The following is a 23,896-nucleotide window of genomic DNA, read 5'->3' on the forward strand; positions in this document are numbered from 1 at the left end:
CAAGTAAAGCAGGTATTGCCGTGAAAATATTCACGGCAATTTTCATTTTAAGGAACGGATAAAAAGAAGATATAAGATTTAAGCGTGACTGTATTGTTCTCGCTCAGGTAACCAACGCTCAATAAGCTGTTGCGCATTCTCGGGGTAATTTTGTTGAATATGGCGTGCAAGGCGTTGCACTTCTGGCAACATATATTGGTCACGTAATAAATCAGCAACTTTAAATTCTGCATTTCCTGTTTGCCTAGTACCCAATAATTCCCCAGGCCCACGAATTTCGAGATCTTTTTGTGCGATAACAAAGCCGTCATTGCTGTCTCGCAACACTTGTAGTCTTTGTTTCGCGGTATGGGTTAGCGGGGTTTTGTACAGTAATACGCAGTGAGATGCGATAGCTCCTCGGCCGACTCGCCCTCTTAGTTGGTGCAACTGAGCTAAGCCAAGGCGCTCAGGGTTATCTATAATCATTAAACTTGCATTAGGGACATCAACGCCGACTTCAATGACCGTTGTAGCGACAAGCAGCTGAATTTCATTTCTTTTAAAGGCTGCCATAATACTTTGTTTTTCAGCAGGTTTCATCCGACCATGAACTAACCCTACTTTCAATTCAGGTAATGCCAGTGTGAGCTCTTCGCAGGTCACTTGAGCCGCTTGTGCTTCTAATAATTCCGAGTCTTCAATGAGCGTACAGACCCAATAGGCTTGGCGGCCTTCTTCAATACAGGCTTGACGAACGCGTTCAATAATATCGTTACGGCGAGTGTCTGGTATGGCGACAGTGGTGACAGGCGTTCGACCTGGAGGAAGTTCATCGATAACGGAGGTATCTAGGTCTGCATAAGCTGTCATCGCCAATGTACGTGGGATTGGCGTAGCGGTCATGATCAATTGATGAGGGTGATACCCTTGTTGTTCACCTTTTTCACGCAGAGCGAGCCTCTGATGAACGCCAAAGCGATGTTGCTCATCAATTATAACAAGCCCCAGAGCTTTAAAGCTCACTTGCTCTTGGAAAATAGCGTGTGTTCCCACTATCATCGCAACTTCTCCATTTGCGATAGCATCTTGCTGTGCCTGACGTGCCTTACCCTTTTGTTTACCTGCGAGCCAACCGACTTTAATGTCTAAAGGTTCTAACCATTGTTTGAACGTATTGGCATGTTGCTCTGCAAGAATTTCGGTAGGAGCCATCAAAGCCACTTGTTTGCCATTCTCGATGGCACAAACGGCCGCTAAGGCTGCAACGAGAGTTTTCCCTGATCCCACATCCCCTTGAATCAAGCGCATCATAGGGGCGTCTTTAGCGAGGTCTGCTTCAATTTCGCCAACAACACGGTTTTGTGCATTTGTTGGTGAAAACGGTAATTGCGCGAGTAACTGAGATTTTAACTGACCACTTGTCACTAAAGGTTCAGCATATAGGCGTTCGTTGCCTGCACGGATGGCTAGCATGCTGAGATGGTGAGCGAGTAGCTCTTCGAGGATTAACCGTTTTTGAGCTGGGTGATGTCCTTTTTCAAGTTCACTCAAAGCAACATTCGGGGGAGGGTTGTGTAATAAGCGAATGGCATCTGGTAAGCTTATCATGCCCCGGCTAAGTTCTTCCGGTAATAACTCCTTTATGTTCCCACTATCGAGTAATCCTAGCGCTTGCTCCATGACTTTACGTAAAGTCACTTGGCGAACACCTTCAGTGGTTGGATAAACGGGTGTTAAGTTCTCTTGCAAGCTGATATTGCTAGTATCTTGCGAAACTTTATATTCAGGGTGAATGATTTCTGGCCCTGTATTTCCTCTGCGAACCTCCCCATAGGCAGTGACCTGTTTTCCTTCCGCTAAGTTATTTTTCATTGCCGCTGAAAAATTAAAAAAACGTAAAGTGAGGTTGCCTGTGCCATCGGAAATTAAGCAGGTCATCATTCTTTTGCGGCCAAATACGACTTTAGTTTGCAGTATTTCACCAGTAATCGTTGCAGTCGTGCCGGGTAGGAGATCTTTTATTTGATATAGACGGGTGTGGTCTTCATAGCGCAAAGGAAAATGGAGAAGAAGGTCTTGAACGGTGTTCAAACCGATTTTACGCATTTTTTCTGACTGGCTTGCTCCAATTCCGTGCAATGAAGTCAGTGAAATGGTATCAAGTAGCCCATTATTCATATTATTTCCTTTTATTTAACCAAACTGCTGTCTTTTCATTTTTTCGGTTAATTGCATTTGCGCCCACCACGTGTCATCAGCTTCAATTTGCCCTTGGTTATTGATAAATGGGCGAGGAAGTCCCTTACGTTTAGCAACTTCAGCCAGTACAGGATAACCGCCTTCAAATAACCAGGTTTGTTGCTCATCAGGTGAGAGTAGACAATGTTCACGCTCGTACATACCCGCTTGCTGCCGTTGCCTTTGGGCTTCATATAAAATCAACGCAGAAGCGACGGAAACATTCAAAGATTGCACCATGCCAGCCATTGGAATGATAATGTGTTTATCAGCCAATGCGAGGGCTTGTTGTGAAATCCCGGTTTTCTCTTGTCCCATCATAATACAAGTTGGCAAAGTATAATCAATTTCACGAAAATCAACGGCATGTTCCGACAAGTTAGTTGCCAAAACCTGCATGTTTTGTGATTTTATTTGGGAAATTGCTTCTTCGGTGGATGTGTGTGAAATAATTTTAACCCAGCTATTACTCCCTGCAGCAGAAGAAACGGACAGTTTGACTTGTTGGTCAGGCCAAATAGCATGAATTTGATGGATCCCTACGGCATCGGCACTGCGTACAATGGCAGAAACATTATGCGGTTTATGAATTTCTTCGAGGCAGAGAGTTAGGTCGGGCTGCCGCATCGCCATCATTTGGCAAATGCGGCGATAGCGGCGTTCATTCATAGTTATTAATTAGGTATGGTCGTTAATTACGGTTTCGGCTAACACGTAGAACGTCAGGCATAATACGGATTTTCCGCATTACGTTTGCCAATTGAACACGGTTTTTAGTCGTAAGGCGAATAAAGGCACAATATACACGGCCATCTTTTTCTTCTGTATTCATACTCTGAATACTTGAATTGGCATCATTAATAGCGGCAGTTAAATTCGCTAAAGCACCTTGATGGTTAATCATATCGACTTTAATTTCAGCAATGAAATCAGTATCTGTGTCGTTATCCCACTCTACGGCCATAAATTTATCGGGTTCTTTTTGGTAACCACGGATGTTACGGCAAGACTCATGATGGATAACCAGACCTTTTCCAGGGCTAATATGCGCAACAATTGGGTCACCGGGAATTGGACGGCAACATTTTGCGAAAGTAATAAGAACGCCATCAGCTCCTTTAATGGATAGTTTATTGCGGCTTTCGACAACGGCCTGTTCTTCCGGTGTATTTTGTGGGTTGTTTTGTAAATTACGTGCAACAACCACACTCATGGCATTACCCAACCCAATTTCAGCAAGCAAATCATCGATAGAATGCAACTTCATACGGGCTAATTCTGCATCAATATTGGCTTGAGGGATATCAGTGAGTTTATTTCCTGCCCCTAGGGCATGGTTGAGTAAACGACGACCTAAATTAATAGAGTCTTCACGTTTTAAGTTTTTCAATAACTGGCGAATTTTAGCTCGTGCTTTTGAGCTGACAACAAAATTGAGCCATGCCGCATTTGGACGTGCGCCAGGTGCGGTAATAATTTCGACAGTTTGGCCGCTAGTCAGGGATTGCGAAAGCGGGTAAGGCTGGCGATCAACGCGTGCGCCCACGCAAGCATGACCAATATCTGTGTGCACCGCGTAGGCAAAGTCAACAGGTGTGGCACCAGTAGGTAACTCCACAATGCGGCCTTCAGGGGTGAAAACGTAGATTTCATCTGGAAATAGATCCGATTTAACGCTTTCAATAAATTCAAATGAGCTACCTGCACTTTGTTGTAACTCAAGTAGGCTTTGCATCCAACGTTGAGCTCTAACTTGTGCAGTAGTACCTTGTTCTCCCTGCTCTTTATAGGCCCAATGCGCAGCAACGCCCATCTCAGCCATTTGGTCCATGTCTTCTGTGCGAATTTGCACTTCGACAGGCACACCATGTGGCCCAATGAGAGATGTATGTAGCGATTGATAGCCGTTGGCTTTAGGGATGGCAATATAGTCTTTGATACGCCCCGGGCGCGGTTTGTATAAGCTATGCATTTGACCCAAAACGCGGTAGCAAGTATCCACATCTTTCACAATTACCCTAAAAGCATAGATATCCATAATGGAATGGAAGCGTTGCTCTTTTTGGTGCATTTTGCGATAGATGGAATAAAGGTGTTTTTCTCTGCCACTTACGCGACAAGGAACACCTGCCTCGGTTAGCCTACCGTCAATTTCCGAAAGAATTTTTTGGATCATCTCTTTTCGGTTACCGCGAGCAGCCTTGACGACTTCCTTAATAACACGATAACGGTTGGGATATAACGCTTCAAAACCAAGCTCTTCAAGCTCTGTTTTAATGTGGTGTATACCTAGCCTGTGGGCTAACGGGCTATATATTTCAAGGGTTTCACGTGCAATGCGTCGACGCTTATCGGGCCTAAGTGACCCTAACGTGCGCATGTTGTGAGTGCGGTCTGCCAGTTTTATCAAAATGACACGGATATCTTTTACCATTGCCATGATCATTTTGCGGAAGTTTTCTGCTTGAGCTTCTTTTTTGTCGCGAAAGTTGAGCTTGTCTAGTTTGGATACACCTTCAACGAGACCGGCGACGGTGGTACCAAACAATTCTTCTATATCTTGAAATGTCGCTGGAGTATCTTCAATCACATCATGAAGTAGCGCTGCCATAAGTGTTTCATGGTCCAAACGCATCTCAGCAAGAATACAAGCAACAGCAACTGGGTGAGTAATATAGGGCTCACCACTCGAACGGGTCTGTCCTTCATGGGCATCCCGTGCAACAACATAGGCTTTTCTTAGTAATTCAACTTGTTCTTTAGGAAGATACTTTTGAATGACTAAATTAAGGCTTTCAAACAGATACAAGGCAGACCCACCTTAGTGATTAGCGACGACCTTCAGCGATTGCAGAAACTGCTTGCATTTCAGCCGCTTCTTGCTCTTGCTGTTCTTGGCGTTCACGCACATCTAAAATGTGACCGTTGATTAAACCTTCTTCTACTTCACGTAATGCGATAACAGTATATTTATCATTTTCTTCAGGAACTAAAGGGTCTTTTCCACCCGTTTGTAACTGACGAGCTCTACGTGCCGCAACCAATACGAGGTCAAAACGGTTACCAATTTTCTCTACTGCGTCTTGAACAGTTACGCGTGCCATAAGTGTGCTACTCCAAAGAAATAAAAAAATGACCTGATATGATACTGAAACTATGCTCAGTCTGCTAGTAATTTGCTGATTAAAGCATCATGTCGCTGAACTTGGCGCTCTAACTTTAAACGCTCAGTACGGATGATAGATTGTAAATCGCTCAGCGCGGTATTGAAATCATCATTAACAATAAGGTAATCATACTCGTTGAAATGTTCAATTTCACCTACTGCTTGTGACATACGTTTTTCAATAACGTCATCGCTGTCTTGTCCGCGCCCTCTTAGGCGACGATAAAGTTCATCTTTTGATGGTGGGAGAATAAAAATGCTGCGTGCTTCAGGCATTGTAGCCCTAATTTGCTGCGCTCCCTGCCAATCGATATCAAGAAAAACATCAACACCGCTGTTTAATACATCTTCAATGATGGGTTTTGACGTCCCATAATAATTCCCAAAAACGCATGCATGTTCTAGGAATTCACCTTTGTCGACCATTTGTAAAAAATCAGTTTCAGATACAAAAAAATAGTGCTCGCCGTGAACTTCTCCTGGACGTGCAGCTCGAGTTGTATGAGAAACGGAAACCTGAGTGTCATACAGTGGTTGTGTTTTTAATAAAGCCTGAATCAGACTTGATTTCCCTGCACCACTAGGGGCAGAAACAATATATAACGTGCCTTGTATCATGATGATTTCTTGAATAGTCGAGGATTAAACATAAAAGATGGCGATAAACCCGACATAGTATACACGGACTTGCATCAACATGCAGCGATATCAATAAATCATGAATTTTAATTAAATGAATTTGATTAGTAACTAAATTGTGAACAGGCTCGAGAAATTAACTTATTACTCATGAAAGCAACATTCGTTTTGCGAAGCTTTTTACAAATAATTCATTTTACGGAGGCAGAGTGAGGGAAGTTGTTTCATGCTTAGCGAATGAGGGCAAAATACTTTAAAGGAATGGCATCCCAATGGATTAGTAATAACTGGGATTAGTAATAACTGGGAATAGTTATAACAAGGAATAGTTATGATTTATATTTTGTATGGTTATTGGTCAGCGTCAGCTTATAGGTTAGGTGGGGTAATCGTTGGGGTAATGGTATGTATTAATATTGCCCAAGCATCGCTGCAAGGTGCTATTAATGAACAGTGTGCAGAACAAAATAGTAAAATAATAAGGCAGGAGAGTTATCGGCTAGGTAAACAACTACAGCAGTGGAACCAAACTTACCGTTTGGCTGGTAGCAGTTCCATTAGTGACGAAGCTTATGATCAGCTCTTTAATTTGTGGCGTTCTTTACAGCGATGCCAGCAACTCCCTGAAGTGTTACCAGACGTACAACTACCTGAAAAATCAAAGTTAGCTACACATCCTATTCCTCATACAGGGTTGAAGAAACTCAATGAATTAGAGGTTTATAACTGGATAAAAACACGTAAAAACATTTGGTTACAACCTAAAGTTGATGGTGTAGCGGTAACGTTGGTTTATAAGAATGGGAAGCTTGTTTCTATGATTAGCCGAGGAAATAGCATTGAAGGAATAGAGTGGCGAGCAAAAGCAGACTTTATTCCTGCGATACCTAAACAAATTAAATATTCAGGGATGTTAGTCCTTCAAGGTGAACTATTTTGGCGTATGAATGGGCATATTCAAGCTAAAAGTGGGGGAGTAAACGCTCGTAATAAAATTGCGGGGTGGTTAATGCGAAAAAATACCCCAACCGTTCCCGAAGAAAATATTGGTATTTTTATTTGGGCATGGCCTGCGGGAGATGCTAATCCAAAAACACAGTTAACACTACTTTCTGAGATAGGTTTTCCGTTAGCTGAGCAATATAGCCATAAAGTTGAAAATAAAACCCAAGCTAAGCAACTGAGGGAATACTATTATCAAGGTCAACTACCATTTGCTACTGATGGTGTAGTACTTAAAAATTTTCCAGCGCCAGCGGCATCAGCTTGGCAATCAAAACAAAATAGTTGGGCAATTGCCTGGAAATATCCATTACGTAGTGTGTTATCAGAGGTCACTAAACTCAAATTTAATATAGGTAGAACAGGAAGGGTTAGTGTCGTTACCGAGATAACCCCCATCAATATTGACTCAAAAACTATTTCAAAGGTAAATGCTGGCTCGTTATTATCATGGGAAAAACGAGATTTAATTGTTGGAGATAAAATACTTGTCTCTCTTTCAGGGCTTGGAAGTCCAAAGATTGAAGAAGTTGTTTGGCGGCGAGAGAAGCGCGAATATCCAAATGTATCAACATTCAAGCAATTTCATGCACTCAGTTGCCTGGCTTATACGGAGTCTTGCTCACAGCAATTTGTCGCAAGGTTAACATGGCTAGGTAAACAACTCAGTATTCGAGGCATAAATGAAGCTACATGGCGCCAGTGGGCTGAGAGGCATAATCTTACTCAACTAACAACTTGGTTGTCAGAACAATGGCAAAACGATTTACCTAAAGGTAAAAAGCACCAAATGTTAGTAAAGCAACTGAAAATGGCAAAGGCTCAACCTATTTCGCTGTGGTTAAAAGGCCTAGCGATTCCACTACCTAAATTACAAATAGAAAGGGTGAATGATATAGGTATGCTGTATGACTCTTCATGGGTTAACAGTATAAATTTGACTGAGCTGCAAAAGAAAAAATTAGCTAAATGGTTAGCGGAACCGGAAATTCAATCTATTTTGCGAATTTTGTCAGATATGCAAGCTACTCAGCCATCAATAGCAAACGATTAATGGCTGAAACAGTGAGGCTAATCTTGATTTTCGTAATTAAAGATAGGTAAACCAAGACGATAACGAATGGCTATTAGCCTTGCACTTAAGCCAACAACGAGTGTGATAATTACCACAATATCTTTAGGTAGAGGGGTTTGTAATAGTCCGATATAGATCCAAGCGGCGGCGAAAGAGACACCAGCATAGACCTCTTTTTGGAAAACTAAAGGGATTGTGTTGCACAGCATGTCTCTTAGCACGCCACCAAAAACACCTGTAATCACTGCTGCGATGGCAGCGATGATCGGGCTATAGTTCATATCGAGGGCTATTTGGGCACCGAGTATAGAAAATACAATGAGCCCGATAGCATCTAATATGAGGAATAATCGGCGTAAATGTTTCATCATAGGCGCTATCCAAATTGTCACAATAGCGGCGCCTGCAACAGTCAGGATATACTCAGGGTGTTCCACCCAACCTAAGGGGTAATGGCCAAGTAAGATATCACGGACGGAACCACCACCGATTGCCGTCGCAGATGCAATAATGATGACGCCAAAGACATCCATTTTTCGCCTGCCAGCTGCAAGTGCTCCAGTCATGGCTTCTGCGGTGATACCAATAATATAAAGTACACTTAATAACATGGTAGTTTTGTTCAAGACTAAGGTTATTGCTAAAGGGTAATATTACTTGTGAAACTTCTCGACTGAGATTTTCTAGTATTGACTAAACTAGATTAGTTAAAATAATCCGATAGCGATATTAAATGATGTCAAAGGATAACAGATTGAATAATAAATTGCCCTATAAAGAAACACGTTTAACATACGATGAGCGAAGCCATCAACTAACGAACATTAATGTTTGGACTCCAGATAGCGAATGGTTAGCTTATGATATACGACCAAACGGTAGTTCTTTTACTGGTTTATCTATAGAAAAAATTCATGTAAAAACATTACAGACCGTTGAAATTTATCACGCAAGCCATGGGGCTCACGTTGGGGTGGTAACGGTAAGTCCTCAACCACCAATTCAATATGCTTTTATCCATGGTCCTGAGCATCCAGATGAACAGTGGCAATATGACTTTCACCATCGAAGAGGGGTGTATGTCAAAGAAGAGCAATTAAACGTAGCTCACCCAATTGATGCAATGTGTATTACCCCTCCTTATTTAGTGGGTGCATTACGTGGAGGCACTCATGTCCATGTTTATAGTCCAGACGGAAAGTGGCTGAGTTTTACCTATAACGACCACGTAATGCATGAATTAGATGTGCAATTAGACCAACGAAATGTTGCAATTGCAGTGCCTATTGGGCCCGTTAATGTGAGCCCTAAAAAACATTTTCGAGAATATAATGGCGATTACTTTTGTTGTGTTGTGACGCGAACAACGCAACAACCTAAACCAAGCAGCGATGAAATTAGCCGTGCATATGAAGAGGGTTGGGTTGGCCAAAAAGGCTATCAAAAAGAGAATGGAAAGTGGCAGGAAAGAGCGCTGGTGTTTATTGGCGATACTCATTCTACAGATGGAGAAATTATTCCTGAGATCTACATTGTCGATCTGCCTTCACAGCCGGAGGATTACATGGTTGCGGGGGAATTACCTATCCAAGGAACAGAATCCAGTATGCCTTCTCCACCAAAAGGTATACAGCAAAGGCGCTTAACCTATACGTACAATAGAAAATTTCCTGGTTTATCAAAAACCCCTAGGCATTGGCTTAGAACTTCGCCAGATGGTAAATCGATCGCTTGTTTAATGAATGATGATAGCGGTAATGCTCAGTTATGGTTAGTTGATACGCTAACTGGAATACAAAGGCAAATAACGCATGGTTCTTCACCCATTCAGTCTGCTTTTAGCTGGGATAGTAAAGGTCAGAACATTTGCTTTATTCGTGACAATAGTGTCATGTATTGTCATGTCGAGACCGGAGCCATACAAAAATTAACGCAACGGACTGAGCTTGCCCCTGTTGTTGATGCAGTTGTATTTTCACCTAATGATGAGTTGATCGCATTTATGCGTGATATTGATGGATTTAGGCAAATTTATACAGTAGAAACCGGTTTAAATCGGTAAATGCAATAATTAGATTATTACAATTACGGGTACAAAAATTCTGGTTAACTTTTCTATTCGTAATTGTTTTGATTTGGCTCTAATTGGTATTTGGAACACTTAATTGCTAATTATTCATATGTTGAGTACAAAGAAACTTATAAATAAAATATTTAGTTAAAAATGGTTCTTATCAAAATAAGATAATAATTAAAGAAGTATTATATAAATGATTACTCAGATCTTAGATTAAAAATAATGTATTAGTAAATACATTTATTACACAGTAAAATTTTAATTACAAACGTTTGATTTAACCTAAATTATTTTTTAGTTTTATCTTTCTTTTCAAGTTCTTCTAGGCGTTTTTTTGGTGAACCAGCTTTATCATCATTACCCGATTTCGCGTAATCTAAAGGAATTAAAAGAGTATCCATAACAACAGAGAAAGGTAAATCAATAGCAAGCAAAGGCTTAACAACCCAGCCAGTTTCATCATCTTTAATCATTTTAATACTATTTTTCGAACCAGGGTAATAACCTTCTGATGGGCCTGCATGAGTCATAATACTCGAGCAACCACTCAAAATAAGCGGTGCGATAAGGAAACATAATCGTATTGAAATTAAACTCGGCATAGACGTTGTTAACCTGTATTTAGCTTGTTATTCCTAATATTGACTTATAATAACGAAAAACAAGAAATTCACAATAATAGTATCATATTATTATTTTATTTAACCGTATGTATTTTTTTAGTTAATAGTTTACTTGTATCTATTAACTAAAAATGTTTGTCTTCAGTATCTATTAGATGAATAATAAATAACGTTAAGAAATAAAGACATACTATTTTATATTTGTTATCAGTTTGAAAATTCTAAAAAAATAGATCATTTATTCATTCTGAACTGTGCTCTATGGCACATATTACCCTTATGCTATTTGGCATAATCGATTCAGTAGTATGTTTTATCACCTATTTGGGTGTGTTTAACGGGTAACTTGTCGTCAAAAGGATGCGGTCTATGAGTGAATTAGCTCTTACTGTAAGTTTGTTGGCGTTAGCTGCTGCTTTAGGGCTATGGATTGGTAATTGGAAGATCCGTAGTGTTGGGCTGGGAATTGGTGGTGTCCTATTTGGGGGGATCATCGTTGGGCATTTTGCTCAAAGTTACGGCTTACAACTGAATAAAGACATGCTGCATTTTATTCAAGAATTTGGCTTGATACTGTTTGTATACACGATTGGTATTCAGGTTGGACCTGGATTTTTCTCCTCTCTACGTGTTTCTGGTCTCAAACTAAATGGTTTCGCGTTGATGGTTGTTGTCTTAGGTGCGGTGGTAACAGCAATCATATATAAAGTCGCAAATATTCCATTGCCGATTATCTTAGGTATTTTTTCAGGGGCAGTAACGAATACGCCATCTTTAGGTGCTGGTCAGCAAATTTTAACTGACTTAGGCTCTGACCCTAATCTAATTGGCCAAATGGGAATGGGCTACGCCATGGCTTACCCTATGGGAATTTGTGGCATCTTACTGGTGATGTGGTTAGTACGCATCATCTTTAGAATTTCAGTAGAAAAAGAAGCTTCTGCATTTAATAATTCCTCTTTTCAACAGCGCGACTCTCTGCAGACTATGAATATTGCCATTCGTAACGCCAATCTTGATGGCTTAATTATGCAAGACATCCCACTACTTGGTAGCGAAGCGATTGTTTGTTCAAGATTAAAACGCGGAGATATGCTCGTTGTTCCTCAACCCACAACAGAAATACATTTAGGTGACTTATTGCACGTTGTTGGTTTAAAAGATGATTTAAATAAAGTTCGCTTAATATTAGGCGAAGAAGTTGATGCATCTCTGTCTACATCAAGCTCTATTTTACATTCCGTTCGTGTGGTTGTGACGAATGATGCTGTACTAAGTAAAAGGCTTAAGGACTTAAATTTAAAACAAAAATATGACGTTGTTGTGACACGATTAAACCGTACGGGTATTGATTTAGTTGCTAATAACAATTCAGTTTTACAATTTGGCGATATTTTAAATATTGTTGGTCGGCCTGAATCAATTGAAGCAGTCACCGCTTTATTAGGTAATGCAAAACAAAAACTACAGCAAGTTCAAATGTTACCTGTGTTCCTTGGAATCGGGCTAGGGGTTGTGCTGGGCTCAATACCCGTTTTTGTTCCTGGTTTCCCAGCAGCGTTGAAACTTGGACTAGCAGGAGGCCCACTAGTTGTTGCATTAATTCTTGGTCGTATAGGGACTATTGGGCGCTTATATTGGTTTATGCCTCCGAGTGCTAACCTTGCGTTAAGGGAGCTAGGGATTGTCATGTTCCTTGCAGTGGTAGGGCTCAATTCTGGTGGTGGCTTCATTGATACTTTAATTAAAGGTGATGGGTTGACTTGGATTGGCTATGGGTTATTGATTACGTTTGTACCGTTGTTTATTACAGGTGTAGTAGCTCGAATTTTTGGCAAAATGAACTATTTAAGCCTTTGTGGAGTGCTAGCGGGTTCCATGACAGACCCTCCTGCATTAGCATTCGCAAATAATATACATTCGACCAGCGGTGCTCCGGCATTATCTTATGCAACGGTTTATCCATTAGCGATGTTTTTAAGAATTATTTCACCTCAATTGCTGGCTATTTTATTTTGGGCTGTTTAGTACCCATATGATGATCAACCAAAATTTTATTGAAATTTTAAAAATTATAATTTTTTCAATGTGATAAGTGAGTTTCGATAATTGGAGTATAAGCGAGTAATGAAAGGTATCACGATATATAGGGGCAAAAAGTGCTTTTGTTCAAGCAATGACCAAATAGAAAAGATGTTCTAATAGTTTTGAATGATATTCGTATTGAAAAGTTAATTTGATTTCAATTACGGAGTTCTCGCTAATTTTTAGCCCTTTCTACATGAAAGGGCTTTTTTTTTACCTAACTATTGTAATAACAGGGTTAAAACCCTTGTTATTTCATAATCTAACAGGTTACTTCTTGATAAGCTTTTTCAAGCTCTTCAGCTAATATTTTGATCCCCTGTTCGATTTTTTCTGGCTCAGGGACATAGTTCATACGCATACATTGATGCGCATGTGGCCAATCCTGTTCAATACCAGGGAAAAAGTAATGTCCGGGAACCATCAATACACCACGTTTTTTTAAGCGTTGGTATAATTCTAAGCAATTAATTGGTAGGTCTTTAAACCATAACCAGAGGAAAATGGCACCTTCTGGCTTATGAATTAAACACTTATCTTCTGGGATATAGCGGCGAATAATTTCGATGGCTTCTTCTACACGGTGCTTATAAAAAGGACCAATTACATTCTTAGATAACGAGATAATGTCATCTTTTTTAAGCATTTCTAAGGCAAGTGCAGGGCCTATGCCACCAGGGGCAAGGCTGATGATACCATTCATGTTACTAACAGCTTCAATGATTTCTTCGTTAGCGATGATAATGCCGCATCGAGTTCCAGGTAAACCAAGTTTAGATAAACTCATACAAAGAATGACATTTTCGTTCCAAAATGGCGTAGCTTCGCTGAAGATAATGCCAGGGAAAGGAACACCATAAGCATTATCTATTAATAGTGGGATATTATGTTGTTTAGCTAGTTGGTCTAAATGCTCAACTTCTTCATCAGTAATGACATTGCCAGTCGGATTTGTTGGGCGAGACACACAAATCACACCAATATCATCAGTAACCTCTAATGTGTTGAAGTCTACTCGGTATTTAAATTGACCATTAGGTAAAAATTCAATTTGTGGCTTATTAGCAACGAATAAGCCATCATCAAGACCTGAGTCTGCATAACCAACATATTCAGGGGCAAGAGGAAATAGCACTTTACGGGTGATACCATCTTCAAAGCGACCGGCTAGCAAGTTAAATAGATAGAAAAAAGCACTCTGACTGCCGTTAGATAGGGCAATATTTTTCGCGCTAATATTCCAACCTAGTTTTGCTTTTAGCGTTGCTGCAAGCGCTTTCAACATGGCATCTTTACCTTGAGGACCATCATAATTACATAAAGTGTCTGTCAATTGGCCATTAGCACACATCTCAGCTAATAGATCTTGAAAATACTTATCCATTTCAGGGATATGAGCAGGATTTCCTCCCCCTAACATAATGGAGCCAGGGGTTCTTATGCCTTCATTCAAGTCTTTCATTAATAATGAAATACCTGAATTTTGAGCAAATTTATTACCAAATTTAGAAAATATCATCGCATTTATTCACATATGTTTATTAGATTGTTAATGGAATTTAAAACATACTCCGCTGCATCTCAGAGTTCAACCACTCATTTCTATCTTTTTTTAAGTTAAAATATCAAATTAAATCTATTTAATGGTCTAAAATATCGTAATGTTAATGCTTTGGTAGTTTATTTTTCTTTTTACTCGATGAGTTATACCGATAAAAACTAATTTATTTAAATTGGCAACAATTCACTAAATGGTCATTTATCATGCCAGTTGCCTGCATAAAGGCATAACAAGTGATCGAACCGACAAATTTAAACTCACGTTTTTTGAGCGCCTTGGAAAGAAGCTTAGAAATTTCAGTTTCCGCAGGGACTTGCGATGGTTTTTCCCAACCATTGACAATGGGTTGACCATTTACAAATTGCCAAATAAAACTGGAAAAATCTTCACCATTTTCTTTCATGGTTAAATAGGCTTTTGCATTCGCAATAATCCCATTAATTTTTAATCGGTTACGGATGATGCGAGTATCTTGCATAAGTCGCTCAATATCGTCTTCATCCATTAATGCAATTTTTTCGGGATCGAAATGATGAAATAAATCACGATATCCTTGGCGTTTTTTTAAAATAGTGTACCAAGAGAGCCCGGCTTGTTGGCCTTCAAGACAGATCATTTCAAATAATGCTAAGTTGTCATAAGTGGGTTTACCCCATTCATGGTCGTGATAAGCGATATATTCAGGATCTTGATTGACCCAATGGCAGCGTGTCAGGGGAGTATCCATTTTTCATCCTTTTTACAGTTTCGATAACCTTGTTTCAAAAAACAAACCATTTATACTGTATAAATAACCAGCTTTAAAGGGGTGAAAGTATTTTTTTTTATTTTTAGAATAAATACAGGCATATTCAATGCTGTATATCTTGCGGTCAAAGGGTATACTGGCGTACTTTCATTAAATTTTACGTATCGCGTGCGGATCTAACATGCAAAAGTTTGATACCAAAACCTTCCAAGGTCTTATCCTGACATTACAGGACTACTGGGCGCGTCAAGGCTGTACCATTGTTCAACCATTGGACATGGAAGTCGGCGCAGGAACCTCTCACCCAATGACGTGTTTGCGTGCATTAGGCCCTGAGCCTATTGCTGCGGCTTATGTTCAACCATCTCGCCGACCAACTGATGGTCGCTATGGTGAGAACCCAAACCGTCTACAACATTATTATCAGTTTCAGGTGATCATCAAACCATCACCAGACAACATCCAAGAATTATATCTGGGTTCTTTAAAAGAATTAGGTATTGACCCAACAGTTCACGACATTCGTTTTGTTGAAGATAACTGGGAAAACCCAACATTGGGCGCTTGGGGATTAGGCTGGGAAGTGTGGCTTAACGGGATGGAAGTGACTCAGTTTACTTACTTCCAGCAGGTCGGTGGTCTTGAATGTAAACCCGTAACAGGTGAAATTACATACGGCCTAGAACGCTTAGCGATGTATATTCAAGGCGTGGACAGCGTATATGACCTTGTCTGGTGTGATGGCCCATTGGGTAAAACCACTTATGGTGATATTTATCATCAAAACGAAGTGGAGCAGTCAACCTATAACTTCGAATACGCAAATGTTGATTTTCTTTTCAAATGTTTTGAAGAGTATGAAAAAGAAGCTCAACACTTGCTGGCTTTGGAAACGCCACTTCCACTACCTGCATACGAACGTATCTTGAAAGCGGCTCACACTTTCAACCTACTAGATGCACGTAAAGCCATTTCTGTTACTGAACGCCAACGCTATATTTTACGTATTCGTACCCTAACTAAAGGGGTTGCAGAAGCGTATTATGCTTCTCGTGAAGCGCTTGGATTCCCTATGTGTCATAAGAACTAAGAGGCTGTCATGACTCAACAGACTTTCCTTGTGGAAATCGGCACCGAAGAGTTACCGCCGAAGGCTCTTCGTTCATTAGCTGAATCATTTGCTGCAAATTTTACGGCTGAACTTGATGGCGCTGATATTGCCCATGGTGCAGTAACGTGGTTTGCTGCCCCTCGTCGTTTAGCACTTAAAGTAGCTGATTTAGCGGCTTCACAGCCAGACCGTGAAGTTGAAAAACGCGGTCCTGCTATCTCTCAGGCATTTGGTCCGGATGGCCAACCAACTAAAGCTGCTGAAGGCTGGGCTCGTGGTTGTGGTATTACCGTTGACCAAGCTGAGCGTTTGACCACAGATAAAGGCGAATGGTTACTATACCGTGCCCAAATGAAAGGGCAGGCTGTCAGCGAATTATTGGTTGATATGACTAGCCGTGCGCTAGCAAAATTACCAATCCCTAAATTAATGCGCTGGGCAGATAAAGACACTCAATTCGTTCGCCCTGTTCATACAGTCACATTACTGTTAGGTAGTGATGTTATCGAGGGTGAAATTTTAGGTATTAAGAGCGGGCGCACAATTCGTGGTCACCGTTTTATGGGTGAAGCTGAATTTACTATTGATAACGCTGAACAATATCCAGCCATTTTACGTGAACGCGGTAAAGTCATGGCGGATTACGCAGAACGTAAAGCGGTTATTAAAGCTGATGCGGAAAAAGCGGCTCAGGCTCTTGGTGGCCAAGCTGACTTAACGGATAGCTTACTTGAAGAAGTGACTTCATTGGTTGAATGGCCGGTCGTTTTAACGGCTAAATTTGAAGAGAAATTCTTAGATGTTCCTTCCGAAGCGCTAGTTTACACCATGAAAGGGGACCAAAAATATTTCCCAGTTTATGATAAGGCTGGCAAGTTAATGCCTAACTTTATCTTTGTGGCAAATATTGAGTCTTCTGATCCTCAACAAATCATTTCAGGTAACGAAAAAGTTGTACGTCCGCGTTTAGCTGATGCCGAATTTTTCTTTAAAACTGACCGTAAACAACGTTTGGAAGATAACTTACCACGTTTAGAAACTGTATTGTTCCAAAAACAATTAGGTACGCTGCGTGATAAAACAGATCGTTTAGAAGCCCTAGCGGGCTGGATTGCGAGTAAAATTGGTGCAGATGTCAATCATGCAACACGAGCTGGCTTATTAGCCAAATGTGACTTAATGACTAACATGGTGTTTGAGTTTACAGACACTCAAGGTGTTATGGGAATGCACTACGCACGCCATGACGGTGAGTCAGAAGACGTTGCATTAGCTTTAAAAGAGCAGTATCAGCCACGTTTTTCAGGAGATGCACTTCCATCGACAGATGTGTCAGCTGCATTAGCATTGGCTGAAAAAATGGATACGCTTGCTGGTATTTTTGGTATCGGCCAACATCCTAAAGGTGATAAAGATCCATTCGCTCTGCGCCGTGCTGCACTAGGCGTCCTACGCATTATCGTTGAAAAAGGCTACCAGCTTGATCTCGTTGAAATGACAGAAGAAGCGGCTCGTTTATATGGCGATAAATTAACCAATGAAAATGTAGTTAATGACGTTGTAGAGTTTATGCTTGGTCGTTTCCGTTCTTGGTATCAAGAATTAGGCTATAGCATTGATACCATTCAAGCGGTATTAGCTCGTCGTCCAACACAACCTGCTGACTTTGATGCACGAGTGAAAGCAGTTACTCACTTCCGTTCATTAGAAGAAGCACAGGCACTTGCAGCGGCAAATAAACGTGTTTCCAATATTCTGAGTAAATCAGAAGAAAAACTGGCTGACAACGTTTTAGCATCTGTTTTAAAAACGCCTGAAGAAGTCAAGTTAGCGACTCATGTTGTGGTGCTACAAGATAAGCTTGCGCCAATGTTTGCAGAAAGAAATTATCAAGAGGCTTTAGTTGAATTAGCTTCTTTACGCGATATCGTGGATGAATTCTTTGCAAATGTTATGGTAATGGATGAAGACCAAGCGGTGCGTATTAACCGTTTGACGCTATTAAGCCAGTTACGTGAGTTGTTCTTGAAAGTAGCAGATATTTCTTTGCTGCAATAGGCTTTAAATTAGGTTTTTAGCTTATTGTTAACGCTATTTTTATAAATGCTAACCTGTTTGATAAATAAGCACTAAAATACTCTAGTGCTTATTTTTTACTTTAAATAAGGTGATTAGCTTATAAACCTTACCATTTTGGTGGTTTTATCAGCAAACGAACCGAATTGGCGAAAAATGGGTTGACGATCTCCGTTCTTGGCAGTATTATTCACACCGTTTTCGGCGAGTAGCGCAGCTTGGTAGCGCAACTGGTTTGGGACCAGTGGGTCGGAGGTTCGAATCCTCTCTCGCCGACCAAATTCTAAGACCCACCTCATTGAGGTGGGTTTTTTCGTTTTTATCTTCCTTTTTCTATCTATAATTTCAGACTAACTTGCCTTGCTCTCCATAGCCTATTTCTGTTGATATATAACCAGTTCATGGTTGAACTGATGAGTTATTTATTGTTCGCAGATAGCTCATTATTTATGAATATCATTATTCATTTTTATGTTGTTTCCAGTAAAAAAGCTTTTTCATTACAAGGACTCGTTAATGAAAGCCAACAACGTTTTATCAATATACCTTTATTTCTTTTTTTGGGCGTTCATGCCCAATAAAGCTTATAGCCATGCTATAACGCCTGTTACTGCCATTACTCAAACATTACCTACATGTATCATAATTAACCAAGTTTATTTAATCGATGCTCAGCAGCTAACTGAAATTTCATCTAGGCATATTGGTGGATGGCGAAAAAAGCTAGAAGGTAAGTGTATTAGCGAGCAAGGTTTGCTCGACTATGCAGACTATATTAGGGCTGAGCTTATTAAAGCTGGCTACCTGACCTCTTATTTATATTATCCAGAGCAAACTTTTCTGTTTGGTATCCTGCAAGCAAAAATAATAGTAGGAACCGTTTCTTCGGTGGTTTATCAAAATGAACCGAGAGAAGACAACTTACTGCCACATGTATTTCCTTTTAAGCCAGGGGAAGCGCTTAACCTTTGGCATCTTGAGCAAGGCTTATACAATTTACAAAACACTTCTTTGCTTCCCTTTCAAATTAAATTAATTCCAGATGAAACCAATGAAAACGGCACGCAAATATTGGTGATTGGTCAACACCGACGTGAATTTCAAGGGATTCTATCTTTTGAGTCACGCTCAATTGCTCGGCAGGTAGGTAATACAGTCAGCCATACTTTTATAGCCGCTAATCCTTTGCTACGCAGTGATTTTTTATATTCGGAAGTCAGTCGTCAGCTAAGCGGTTCGGAAGACACTGAAATAACATCAGCAGCATTGTTCTATTCCCTTCCATATCATTATTGGCTTTTTTCTGTATCTGGTGGGTATCAGGAAAATAAATCCGTTCTTACCGGCTATGATATGGCTTTACCACTACAACAGTACCACTGGTTCCTCTTACTAAATGCAGAATACTTATTAAAGCGAACTGAACATTCGGTTACCTCAATAAGCATAGGGTCTCAAACCCAAAAAAGTGACACTTTTTTGTCTGATTTATACTTACAAACACAACAGCGCTATGCTAATTACATTATTGGTGAATTTTCTCATCAAATTAATTTTTCACAAGGCAATACCTTACTAAAATTAAAATATAAGCAAGGAACTGACTGGTTTGGTGCTAATGCACAGCAAATAACGGGATTGCGTAAGCCTCAAATTTTGAAAATATCACTTTCAACGTATAGAGAAGTGCTTCCTTTTCAATATCAAGGCCAATTTGAGGTGCAGCTGAGCCGTGACAAGTTAGATGTGTTACTAGACCAAGAATCATTAGTTGGAGCTGGTGGTATTAGCGGTTTTACTGGCGGACCGCAATATACTGATATGGGTGATAATAGCTTAAGGTTGGAAAATGAACTGTTATGGAATACTCCTTGGCAGCAAGTGGCTCTATATACTTCATTGGGTATAGGAGCAACGGCAAATGATAAAGCAACATTTTGGAAGGAAAACGTTTTACTAGGTGGAAGGATAGGAGCAAAAGGCCAATTAGGGCGTTTGTCATATCACTTATTTGCGGAAATGCCTTTTTGGCAAGGAAACCAACCTGTTATGCATGATGTCAGTTCGGGCCTTCATGTTGCATATTATTATTAATAAAATCAGTAGATTGTATTGTTTGTCGCGTCATCTAAGTGGTGTTTTTTATACAAATTAGCTAATTGTAGTTTTTATCGTATGTATTAGAGCATTTTCTGTACGCCAATAAATCGGCTGAAATAATACGGCGAGTATTATTTTATTCTTTAAGTTATCAAATGGTTAAAATTATGTTTAGCATAGGCAGTTGAATGTTTTTTATTTGCATAAAAAACAAACTAAATAGTTACATACTAAAATAATTTCCACATCGATTCTCTTTAGTGTTTTATTTCGTATCACACCAATAAAAGCACTATATTCGTTCAGTAATTCAGCACTTAATCACAAATATAAAAATAAATAACCTCGATATAAAACCCTATTCATTACTAATTATATGGTTATAACGCCTGCACCTTGTCCTCTACTGTGAAATTTTAAGCTAAATTGCAGTGTTAATTGTTTCTAATATGTTACATGAATTGAAGGTGGGTCGTAAATGTGGCTATTGACGAAGCGAGTGACAGTTGATTAATTGCACAATGAATAACAAAAAATACAGATACTACATCTGTCGCTTTTATGACGGATTTAGACATCAAGCAAAACAACATGAACACCATAGGAGCATACAGATGCGCTCTATTAAAAAGACAGGCCTACTGACAGTAGGGCTTACATTGGCAGCATTAGCGGTATCCGCATCAGTACAGGCAAAAACATTAGTTTATTGTTCAGAGGGCTCCCCTGAGGGCTTTAACCCACAGTTGTTCACATCAGGAACGACTTATGATGCAAGCTCTATCCCACTGTATAACCGTTTAGTTGAGTTCAAATTAGGAACAACTGAAATTGAACCCGGTTTGGCTGAAAGCTGGGAAGTGAGCGATGATGGTAAAGAGTACACTTTCCATCTGCGTAAAGGTGTCAAATGGCACTCGAATAAAGAATTTAAACCAAGCCGTGATTTGAACGCAGACGATGTAATCTATACATTTATGCGTCAAAAAGATGCTAACCACCCATATCATAAAGTTTCAGGCGGTAGCTATGAATACTTTATGGGAATGGATATGGATAAAATCATCGATAAAGTAGAGAAAGTTGATGATAATACGGTAAAAATTACCTTAACTCGCCCTGAATCTCCATTCTTAGCTGATATGGCAATGGACTTCGCATCAATTCTTTCTGCTGAATATGCAGACCAGATGCTGAAAGCGGGCACGCCAGAAAAAGTAGACTTAAACCCAATTGGAACGGGCCCATTTGTTCTGCAACAGTATCAAAAAGACTCTCGTATTCTTTATAAAGCCAATGATCAATACTGGGGCACGAAACCTAAACTTGACCGCTTAGTCTTCTCTATCACACCAGATGCTTCCGTTCGTTATGCAAAATTGCAAAAAAATGAATGCCAAGTTATGCCATATCCAAACCCGGCTGATTTAGAGCGCATGAAGCAAGATAAAGACATTACGTTAATGGAGCAACCAGGGCTGAACGTCGGTTATCTCTCTTATAACGTTGAGAAAAAACCACTGGATAATCAAAAGGTTCGCCAAGCACTGTCTATGGCGGTGAACAAAGATGCAATTATCGAAGCGGTTTATCAAGGTGCAGGCCAAAAAGCGAAAAACCTTATCCCACCAACAATGTGGGGCTATAACGATGCGGTGAACGATTACGAATATAATCCTGAAAAAGCAAAAGCATTATTAGCAGAAGCGGGCTTCCCGAATGGCTTTGAAATTGACCTATGGGCTATGCCTGTTCAACGACCATATAACCCAAATGCCCGTCGCATGGCGGAAATGATCCAAGCGGACTGGGCAAAAGTTGGCGTTAAATCAAAGGTTGTCAGCTATGAGTGGGGTGAATACCTCAAGCGAGCGAAAGATGGCGAGCCACAAACGGTAATGATGGGTTGGACGGGTGACAATGGGGACCCTGATAACTTCTTTGCAACCTTGTTTAGCTGTGCAGCAAAAGAACAAGGTTCTAACTACTCAAAATGGTGTAATCAAAGTTTCGAAAACTTGATCCAACCAGCACGTCAAACAGCAGATCACGACAAACGAGTCGAGCTGTACAAACAAGCGCAAGTTGTGATGAATGAGCAGGCTCCAGCCCTCATTATCGCGCATTCCACAGTGTTTGAACCAGTACGTAAAGAAGTCAAAGGCTATGTGGTTGACCCACTAGGCAAACACCACTTCGAAAACGTCGATATTGAGAAGTAATCGTATCTAATCTGTCTATGCCCTTCGTTGCTGGTTTAGAGCGGAGGGCGTTTTCTTCTCTAGAAGAAGCAGAGAAGTTGAGTTGTTTGTGAGCACCCGGAAAAGCGATTTTCTGAGTAGCCAAACGGACTAAGAGCCGTCAACGGCATTATTAAAGAGATTCAGGATATGTTGCAATTTATCCTCCGACGATTGGGGCTTGTGATCCCCACGTTTATCGGTATTACATTATTGACTTTTGCTTTTGTCCACATGATCCCGGGTGACCCGGTGATGATCATGGCTGGTGAAAGGGGGTTATCCCCTGAAAGGCATGCTTATTTAATGGCTGAACTAGGGCTTGATCAGCCACTTTGGAAACAATATCTCCATTATATCAATGGGATATTTCATGGTGATTTGGGGATTTCCCTAAAAAGTCGCATCGGGGTATGGGAAGAGTTTTTACCTCGTTTTTTAGCAACAGTCGAATTGGCAACTTGCGCTATGATTTTTGCGATTTCTGTTGGGATCCCAGTTGGGGTGTTAGCCGCAGTAAAACGTGGGTCAATTTTTGACCATACCGCAATTGGCCTTTCTTTAACGGGTTACTCAATGCCTATCTTCTGGTGGGGGATCATGCTCATCATGTTAGTGTCGGTACAGTTAGACCTCACCCCGGTTGCAGGGCGAGTCAGTGATACCGTTTTTCTTGATGATTCTCAGCCTCTAACCGGTTTTATGTTAATTGATACCCTAATTTGGGGTGAAGATGGCGATTTTATTGATGCTGTAGAGCACTTAATATTGCCTTCCATTGTTTTGGGAACGATCCCATTAGCCGTCATTGTACGTATGACTCGCTCATCAATGCTAGAAGTGCTGGGAGAAGATTATATTCGTACTGCTCGTGCCAAAGGTCTTGGCCGCGCGCGCGTAATTTTAATTCATGCATTACGCAATGCATTATTGCCTGTGGTCACGGTAATTGGCTTGCAGGTGGGGGTGATGTTAGCAGGGGCTATTTTGACAGAAACTATTTTCTCATGGCCCGGGTTAGGACGCTGGTTAATCGAAGGGCTACAGCGTCGAGACTACCCTGTTGTCCAGGGGGGAGTTCTGCTGGTTGCGACATTGATTATCTTCGTAAACTTAGTGGTCGACGTGCTGTATGGCATTGTAAACCCACGTATTCGTCATAAAAAATAAGGA

Annotated in this window: 17 protein-coding genes and 1 tRNA gene; 9 read left to right on the plus strand and 9 right to left on the minus strand. The window is 40.5% G+C overall.

The window, feature by feature from the left end; all coding sequences use genetic code 11:
* Positions 1–78: 78 nt before the first annotated feature.
* From recG to gmk, 5 genes are read right to left on the minus strand one after another with little or no spacing between them, the layout of a single operon-like run.
* On the minus strand, positions 79–2,160 hold the full coding sequence (recG, locus tag P3L37_RS01295; protein ID WP_004266086.1) for an ATP-dependent DNA helicase RecG: 2,082 nt from the start codon (positions 2,158–2,160) through the stop codon (positions 79–81).
* Between the two features lie 15 nt (positions 2,161–2,175).
* Positions 2,176–2,889, minus strand: coding sequence for a tRNA (guanosine(18)-2'-O)-methyltransferase TrmH (gene trmH, locus P3L37_RS01300; protein ID WP_109912877.1), 714 nt, complete (start codon positions 2,887–2,889; stop codon positions 2,176–2,178).
* A 22-nt stretch (positions 2,890–2,911) separates the two neighbouring features.
* On the minus strand, positions 2,912–5,029 hold the full coding sequence (spoT, locus tag P3L37_RS01305) for a bifunctional GTP diphosphokinase/guanosine-3',5'-bis pyrophosphate 3'-pyrophosphohydrolase (RefSeq protein ID WP_004266083.1): 2,118 nt from the start codon (positions 5,027–5,029) through the stop codon (positions 2,912–2,914).
* Between the two features lie 19 nt (positions 5,030–5,048).
* Complete coding sequence (rpoZ, locus tag P3L37_RS01310) at positions 5,049–5,324, minus strand: DNA-directed RNA polymerase subunit omega (protein WP_004262665.1); 276 nt, start codon at positions 5,322–5,324, stop codon at positions 5,049–5,051.
* Between the two features lie 56 nt (positions 5,325–5,380).
* On the minus strand, positions 5,381–6,004 hold the full coding sequence (gene gmk, locus P3L37_RS01315) for a guanylate kinase (protein WP_004266082.1): 624 nt from the start codon (positions 6,002–6,004) through the stop codon (positions 5,381–5,383).
* Positions 6,005–6,356: 352 nt separating this feature from the next.
* Here gmk and ligB point away from each other — a divergent pair, with 352 nt between their 5' ends.
* A complete protein-coding gene (gene ligB, locus P3L37_RS01320) occupies positions 6,357–8,081 on the plus strand; it encodes an NAD-dependent DNA ligase LigB (RefSeq protein WP_110731464.1) in 1,725 nt (574 codons plus the stop codon).
* Between the two features lie 17 nt (positions 8,082–8,098).
* Here the strand turns inward: ligB and P3L37_RS01325 are convergent, their stop codons facing one another.
* On the minus strand, positions 8,099–8,713 hold the full coding sequence (locus P3L37_RS01325) for a trimeric intracellular cation channel family protein (RefSeq protein WP_004266070.1): 615 nt from the start codon (positions 8,711–8,713) through the stop codon (positions 8,099–8,101).
* A gap of 122 nt (positions 8,714–8,835) precedes the next feature.
* Between P3L37_RS01325 and P3L37_RS01330 the strand changes: the two genes are divergently transcribed.
* The gene (locus P3L37_RS01330; RefSeq protein WP_196720009.1) at positions 8,836–10,164 is read left to right on the plus strand and encodes a DUF3748 domain-containing protein; all 1,329 of its coding nucleotides are present in this window, start codon (positions 8,836–8,838) and stop codon (positions 10,162–10,164) included.
* 302 nt (positions 10,165–10,466) lie between these two features.
* On the opposite strand, the gene P3L37_RS01335 is transcribed toward P3L37_RS01330, so the two are convergent.
* Complete coding sequence (locus P3L37_RS01335) at positions 10,467–10,781, minus strand: YceK/YidQ family lipoprotein (protein ID WP_109912881.1); 315 nt, start codon at positions 10,779–10,781, stop codon at positions 10,467–10,469.
* A 390-nt stretch (positions 10,782–11,171) separates the two neighbouring features.
* Here P3L37_RS01335 and P3L37_RS01340 point away from each other — a divergent pair, with 390 nt between their 5' ends.
* Entirely contained in the window at positions 11,172–12,830 is a 1,659-nt protein-coding gene (locus P3L37_RS01340) for a putative transporter (RefSeq protein ID WP_109912882.1), read from the plus strand.
* Between the two features lie 319 nt (positions 12,831–13,149).
* On the opposite strand, the gene P3L37_RS01345 is transcribed toward P3L37_RS01340, so the two are convergent.
* On the minus strand, positions 13,150–14,406 hold the full coding sequence (locus P3L37_RS01345; protein WP_109912883.1) for a valine--pyruvate transaminase: 1,257 nt from the start codon (positions 14,404–14,406) through the stop codon (positions 13,150–13,152).
* A 205-nt stretch (positions 14,407–14,611) separates the two neighbouring features.
* Positions 14,612–15,175, minus strand: a complete 564-nt coding sequence (locus P3L37_RS01350) for a DNA-3-methyladenine glycosylase I (protein WP_109912884.1) — start codon at positions 15,173–15,175, stop codon at positions 14,612–14,614.
* Positions 15,176–15,377: 202 nt separating this feature from the next.
* Here P3L37_RS01350 and glyQ point away from each other — a divergent pair, with 202 nt between their 5' ends.
* The 6 genes from glyQ to dppB all read left to right on the plus strand — a co-directional run bounded on the left by glyQ (position 15,378) and on the right by dppB (position 23,893).
* Complete coding sequence (glyQ, locus tag P3L37_RS01355; RefSeq protein ID WP_109912885.1) at positions 15,378–16,286, plus strand: glycine--tRNA ligase subunit alpha; 909 nt, start codon at positions 15,378–15,380, stop codon at positions 16,284–16,286.
* A gap of 9 nt (positions 16,287–16,295) precedes the next feature.
* Positions 16,296–18,365 (plus strand): glycine--tRNA ligase subunit beta, encoded by a 2,070-nt coding sequence (glyS, locus tag P3L37_RS01360; protein ID WP_109912886.1) that lies wholly within the window; start codon positions 16,296–16,298, stop codon positions 18,363–18,365.
* A 220-nt stretch (positions 18,366–18,585) separates the two neighbouring features.
* Positions 18,586–18,662 (plus strand) — tRNA-Pro (locus tag P3L37_RS01365).
* A 192-nt stretch (positions 18,663–18,854) separates the two neighbouring features.
* Positions 18,855–20,477, plus strand: coding sequence for a ShlB/FhaC/HecB family hemolysin secretion/activation protein (locus P3L37_RS01370; RefSeq protein WP_109912887.1), 1,623 nt, complete (start codon positions 18,855–18,857; stop codon positions 20,475–20,477).
* Between the two features lie 620 nt (positions 20,478–21,097).
* The gene (gene dppA, locus P3L37_RS01375; RefSeq protein WP_109912888.1) at positions 21,098–22,705 is read left to right on the plus strand and encodes a dipeptide ABC transporter periplasmic-binding protein DppA; all 1,608 of its coding nucleotides are present in this window, start codon (positions 21,098–21,100) and stop codon (positions 22,703–22,705) included.
* A gap of 168 nt (positions 22,706–22,873) precedes the next feature.
* On the plus strand, positions 22,874–23,893 hold the full coding sequence (gene dppB, locus P3L37_RS01380; RefSeq protein ID WP_004262635.1) for a dipeptide ABC transporter permease DppB: 1,020 nt from the start codon (positions 22,874–22,876) through the stop codon (positions 23,891–23,893).
* The last annotated feature ends 3 nt before the right edge of the window (positions 23,894–23,896 follow it).

The organism is Providencia sp. PROV114, assembly GCF_032704305.1.
GTDB classification, from domain to species: Bacteria; Pseudomonadota; Gammaproteobacteria; order Enterobacterales; family Enterobacteriaceae; genus Providencia; species Providencia rettgeri.

Excerpts from the sequence above, each read along its gene's own strand:
- recG (WP_004266086.1), bottom strand. The coding sequence starts at position 2,160 with ATGAATAATGGGCTACTTGATACCATTTCACTGACTTCATTGCACGGA.
- trmH (WP_109912877.1), bottom strand. The coding sequence starts at position 2,889 with ATGAATGAACGCCGCTATCGCCGCATTTGCCAAATGATGGCGATGCGG.
- rpoZ (WP_004262665.1), bottom strand. The coding sequence starts at position 5,324 with ATGGCACGCGTAACTGTTCAAGACGCAGTAGAGAAAATTGGTAACCGT.
- gmk (WP_004266082.1), bottom strand. The coding sequence starts at position 6,004 with ATGATACAAGGCACGTTATATATTGTTTCTGCCCCTAGTGGTGCAGGG.
- ligB (WP_110731464.1), top strand. The coding sequence starts at position 6,357 with ATGATTTATATTTTGTATGGTTATTGGTCAGCGTCAGCTTATAGGTTA.
- P3L37_RS01325 (WP_004266070.1), bottom strand. The coding sequence starts at position 8,713 with ATGTTATTAAGTGTACTTTATATTATTGGTATCACCGCAGAAGCCATG.
- P3L37_RS01330 (WP_196720009.1), top strand. The coding sequence starts at position 8,836 with ATGATGTCAAAGGATAACAGATTGAATAATAAATTGCCCTATAAAGAA.
- P3L37_RS01335 (WP_109912881.1), bottom strand. The coding sequence starts at position 10,781 with ATGCCGAGTTTAATTTCAATACGATTATGTTTCCTTATCGCACCGCTT.
- P3L37_RS01340 (WP_109912882.1), top strand. The coding sequence starts at position 11,172 with ATGAGTGAATTAGCTCTTACTGTAAGTTTGTTGGCGTTAGCTGCTGCT.
- P3L37_RS01345 (WP_109912883.1), bottom strand. The coding sequence starts at position 14,406 with ATGATATTTTCTAAATTTGGTAATAAATTTGCTCAAAATTCAGGTATT.
- P3L37_RS01350 (WP_109912884.1), bottom strand. The coding sequence starts at position 15,175 with ATGGATACTCCCCTGACACGCTGCCATTGGGTCAATCAAGATCCTGAA.
- glyQ (WP_109912885.1), top strand. The coding sequence starts at position 15,378 with ATGCAAAAGTTTGATACCAAAACCTTCCAAGGTCTTATCCTGACATTA.
- glyS (WP_109912886.1), top strand. The coding sequence starts at position 16,296 with ATGACTCAACAGACTTTCCTTGTGGAAATCGGCACCGAAGAGTTACCG.
- P3L37_RS01370 (WP_109912887.1), top strand. The coding sequence starts at position 18,855 with ATGTTGTTTCCAGTAAAAAAGCTTTTTCATTACAAGGACTCGTTAATG.
- dppA (WP_109912888.1), top strand. The coding sequence starts at position 21,098 with ATGCGCTCTATTAAAAAGACAGGCCTACTGACAGTAGGGCTTACATTG.
- dppB (WP_004262635.1), top strand. The coding sequence starts at position 22,874 with ATGTTGCAATTTATCCTCCGACGATTGGGGCTTGTGATCCCCACGTTT.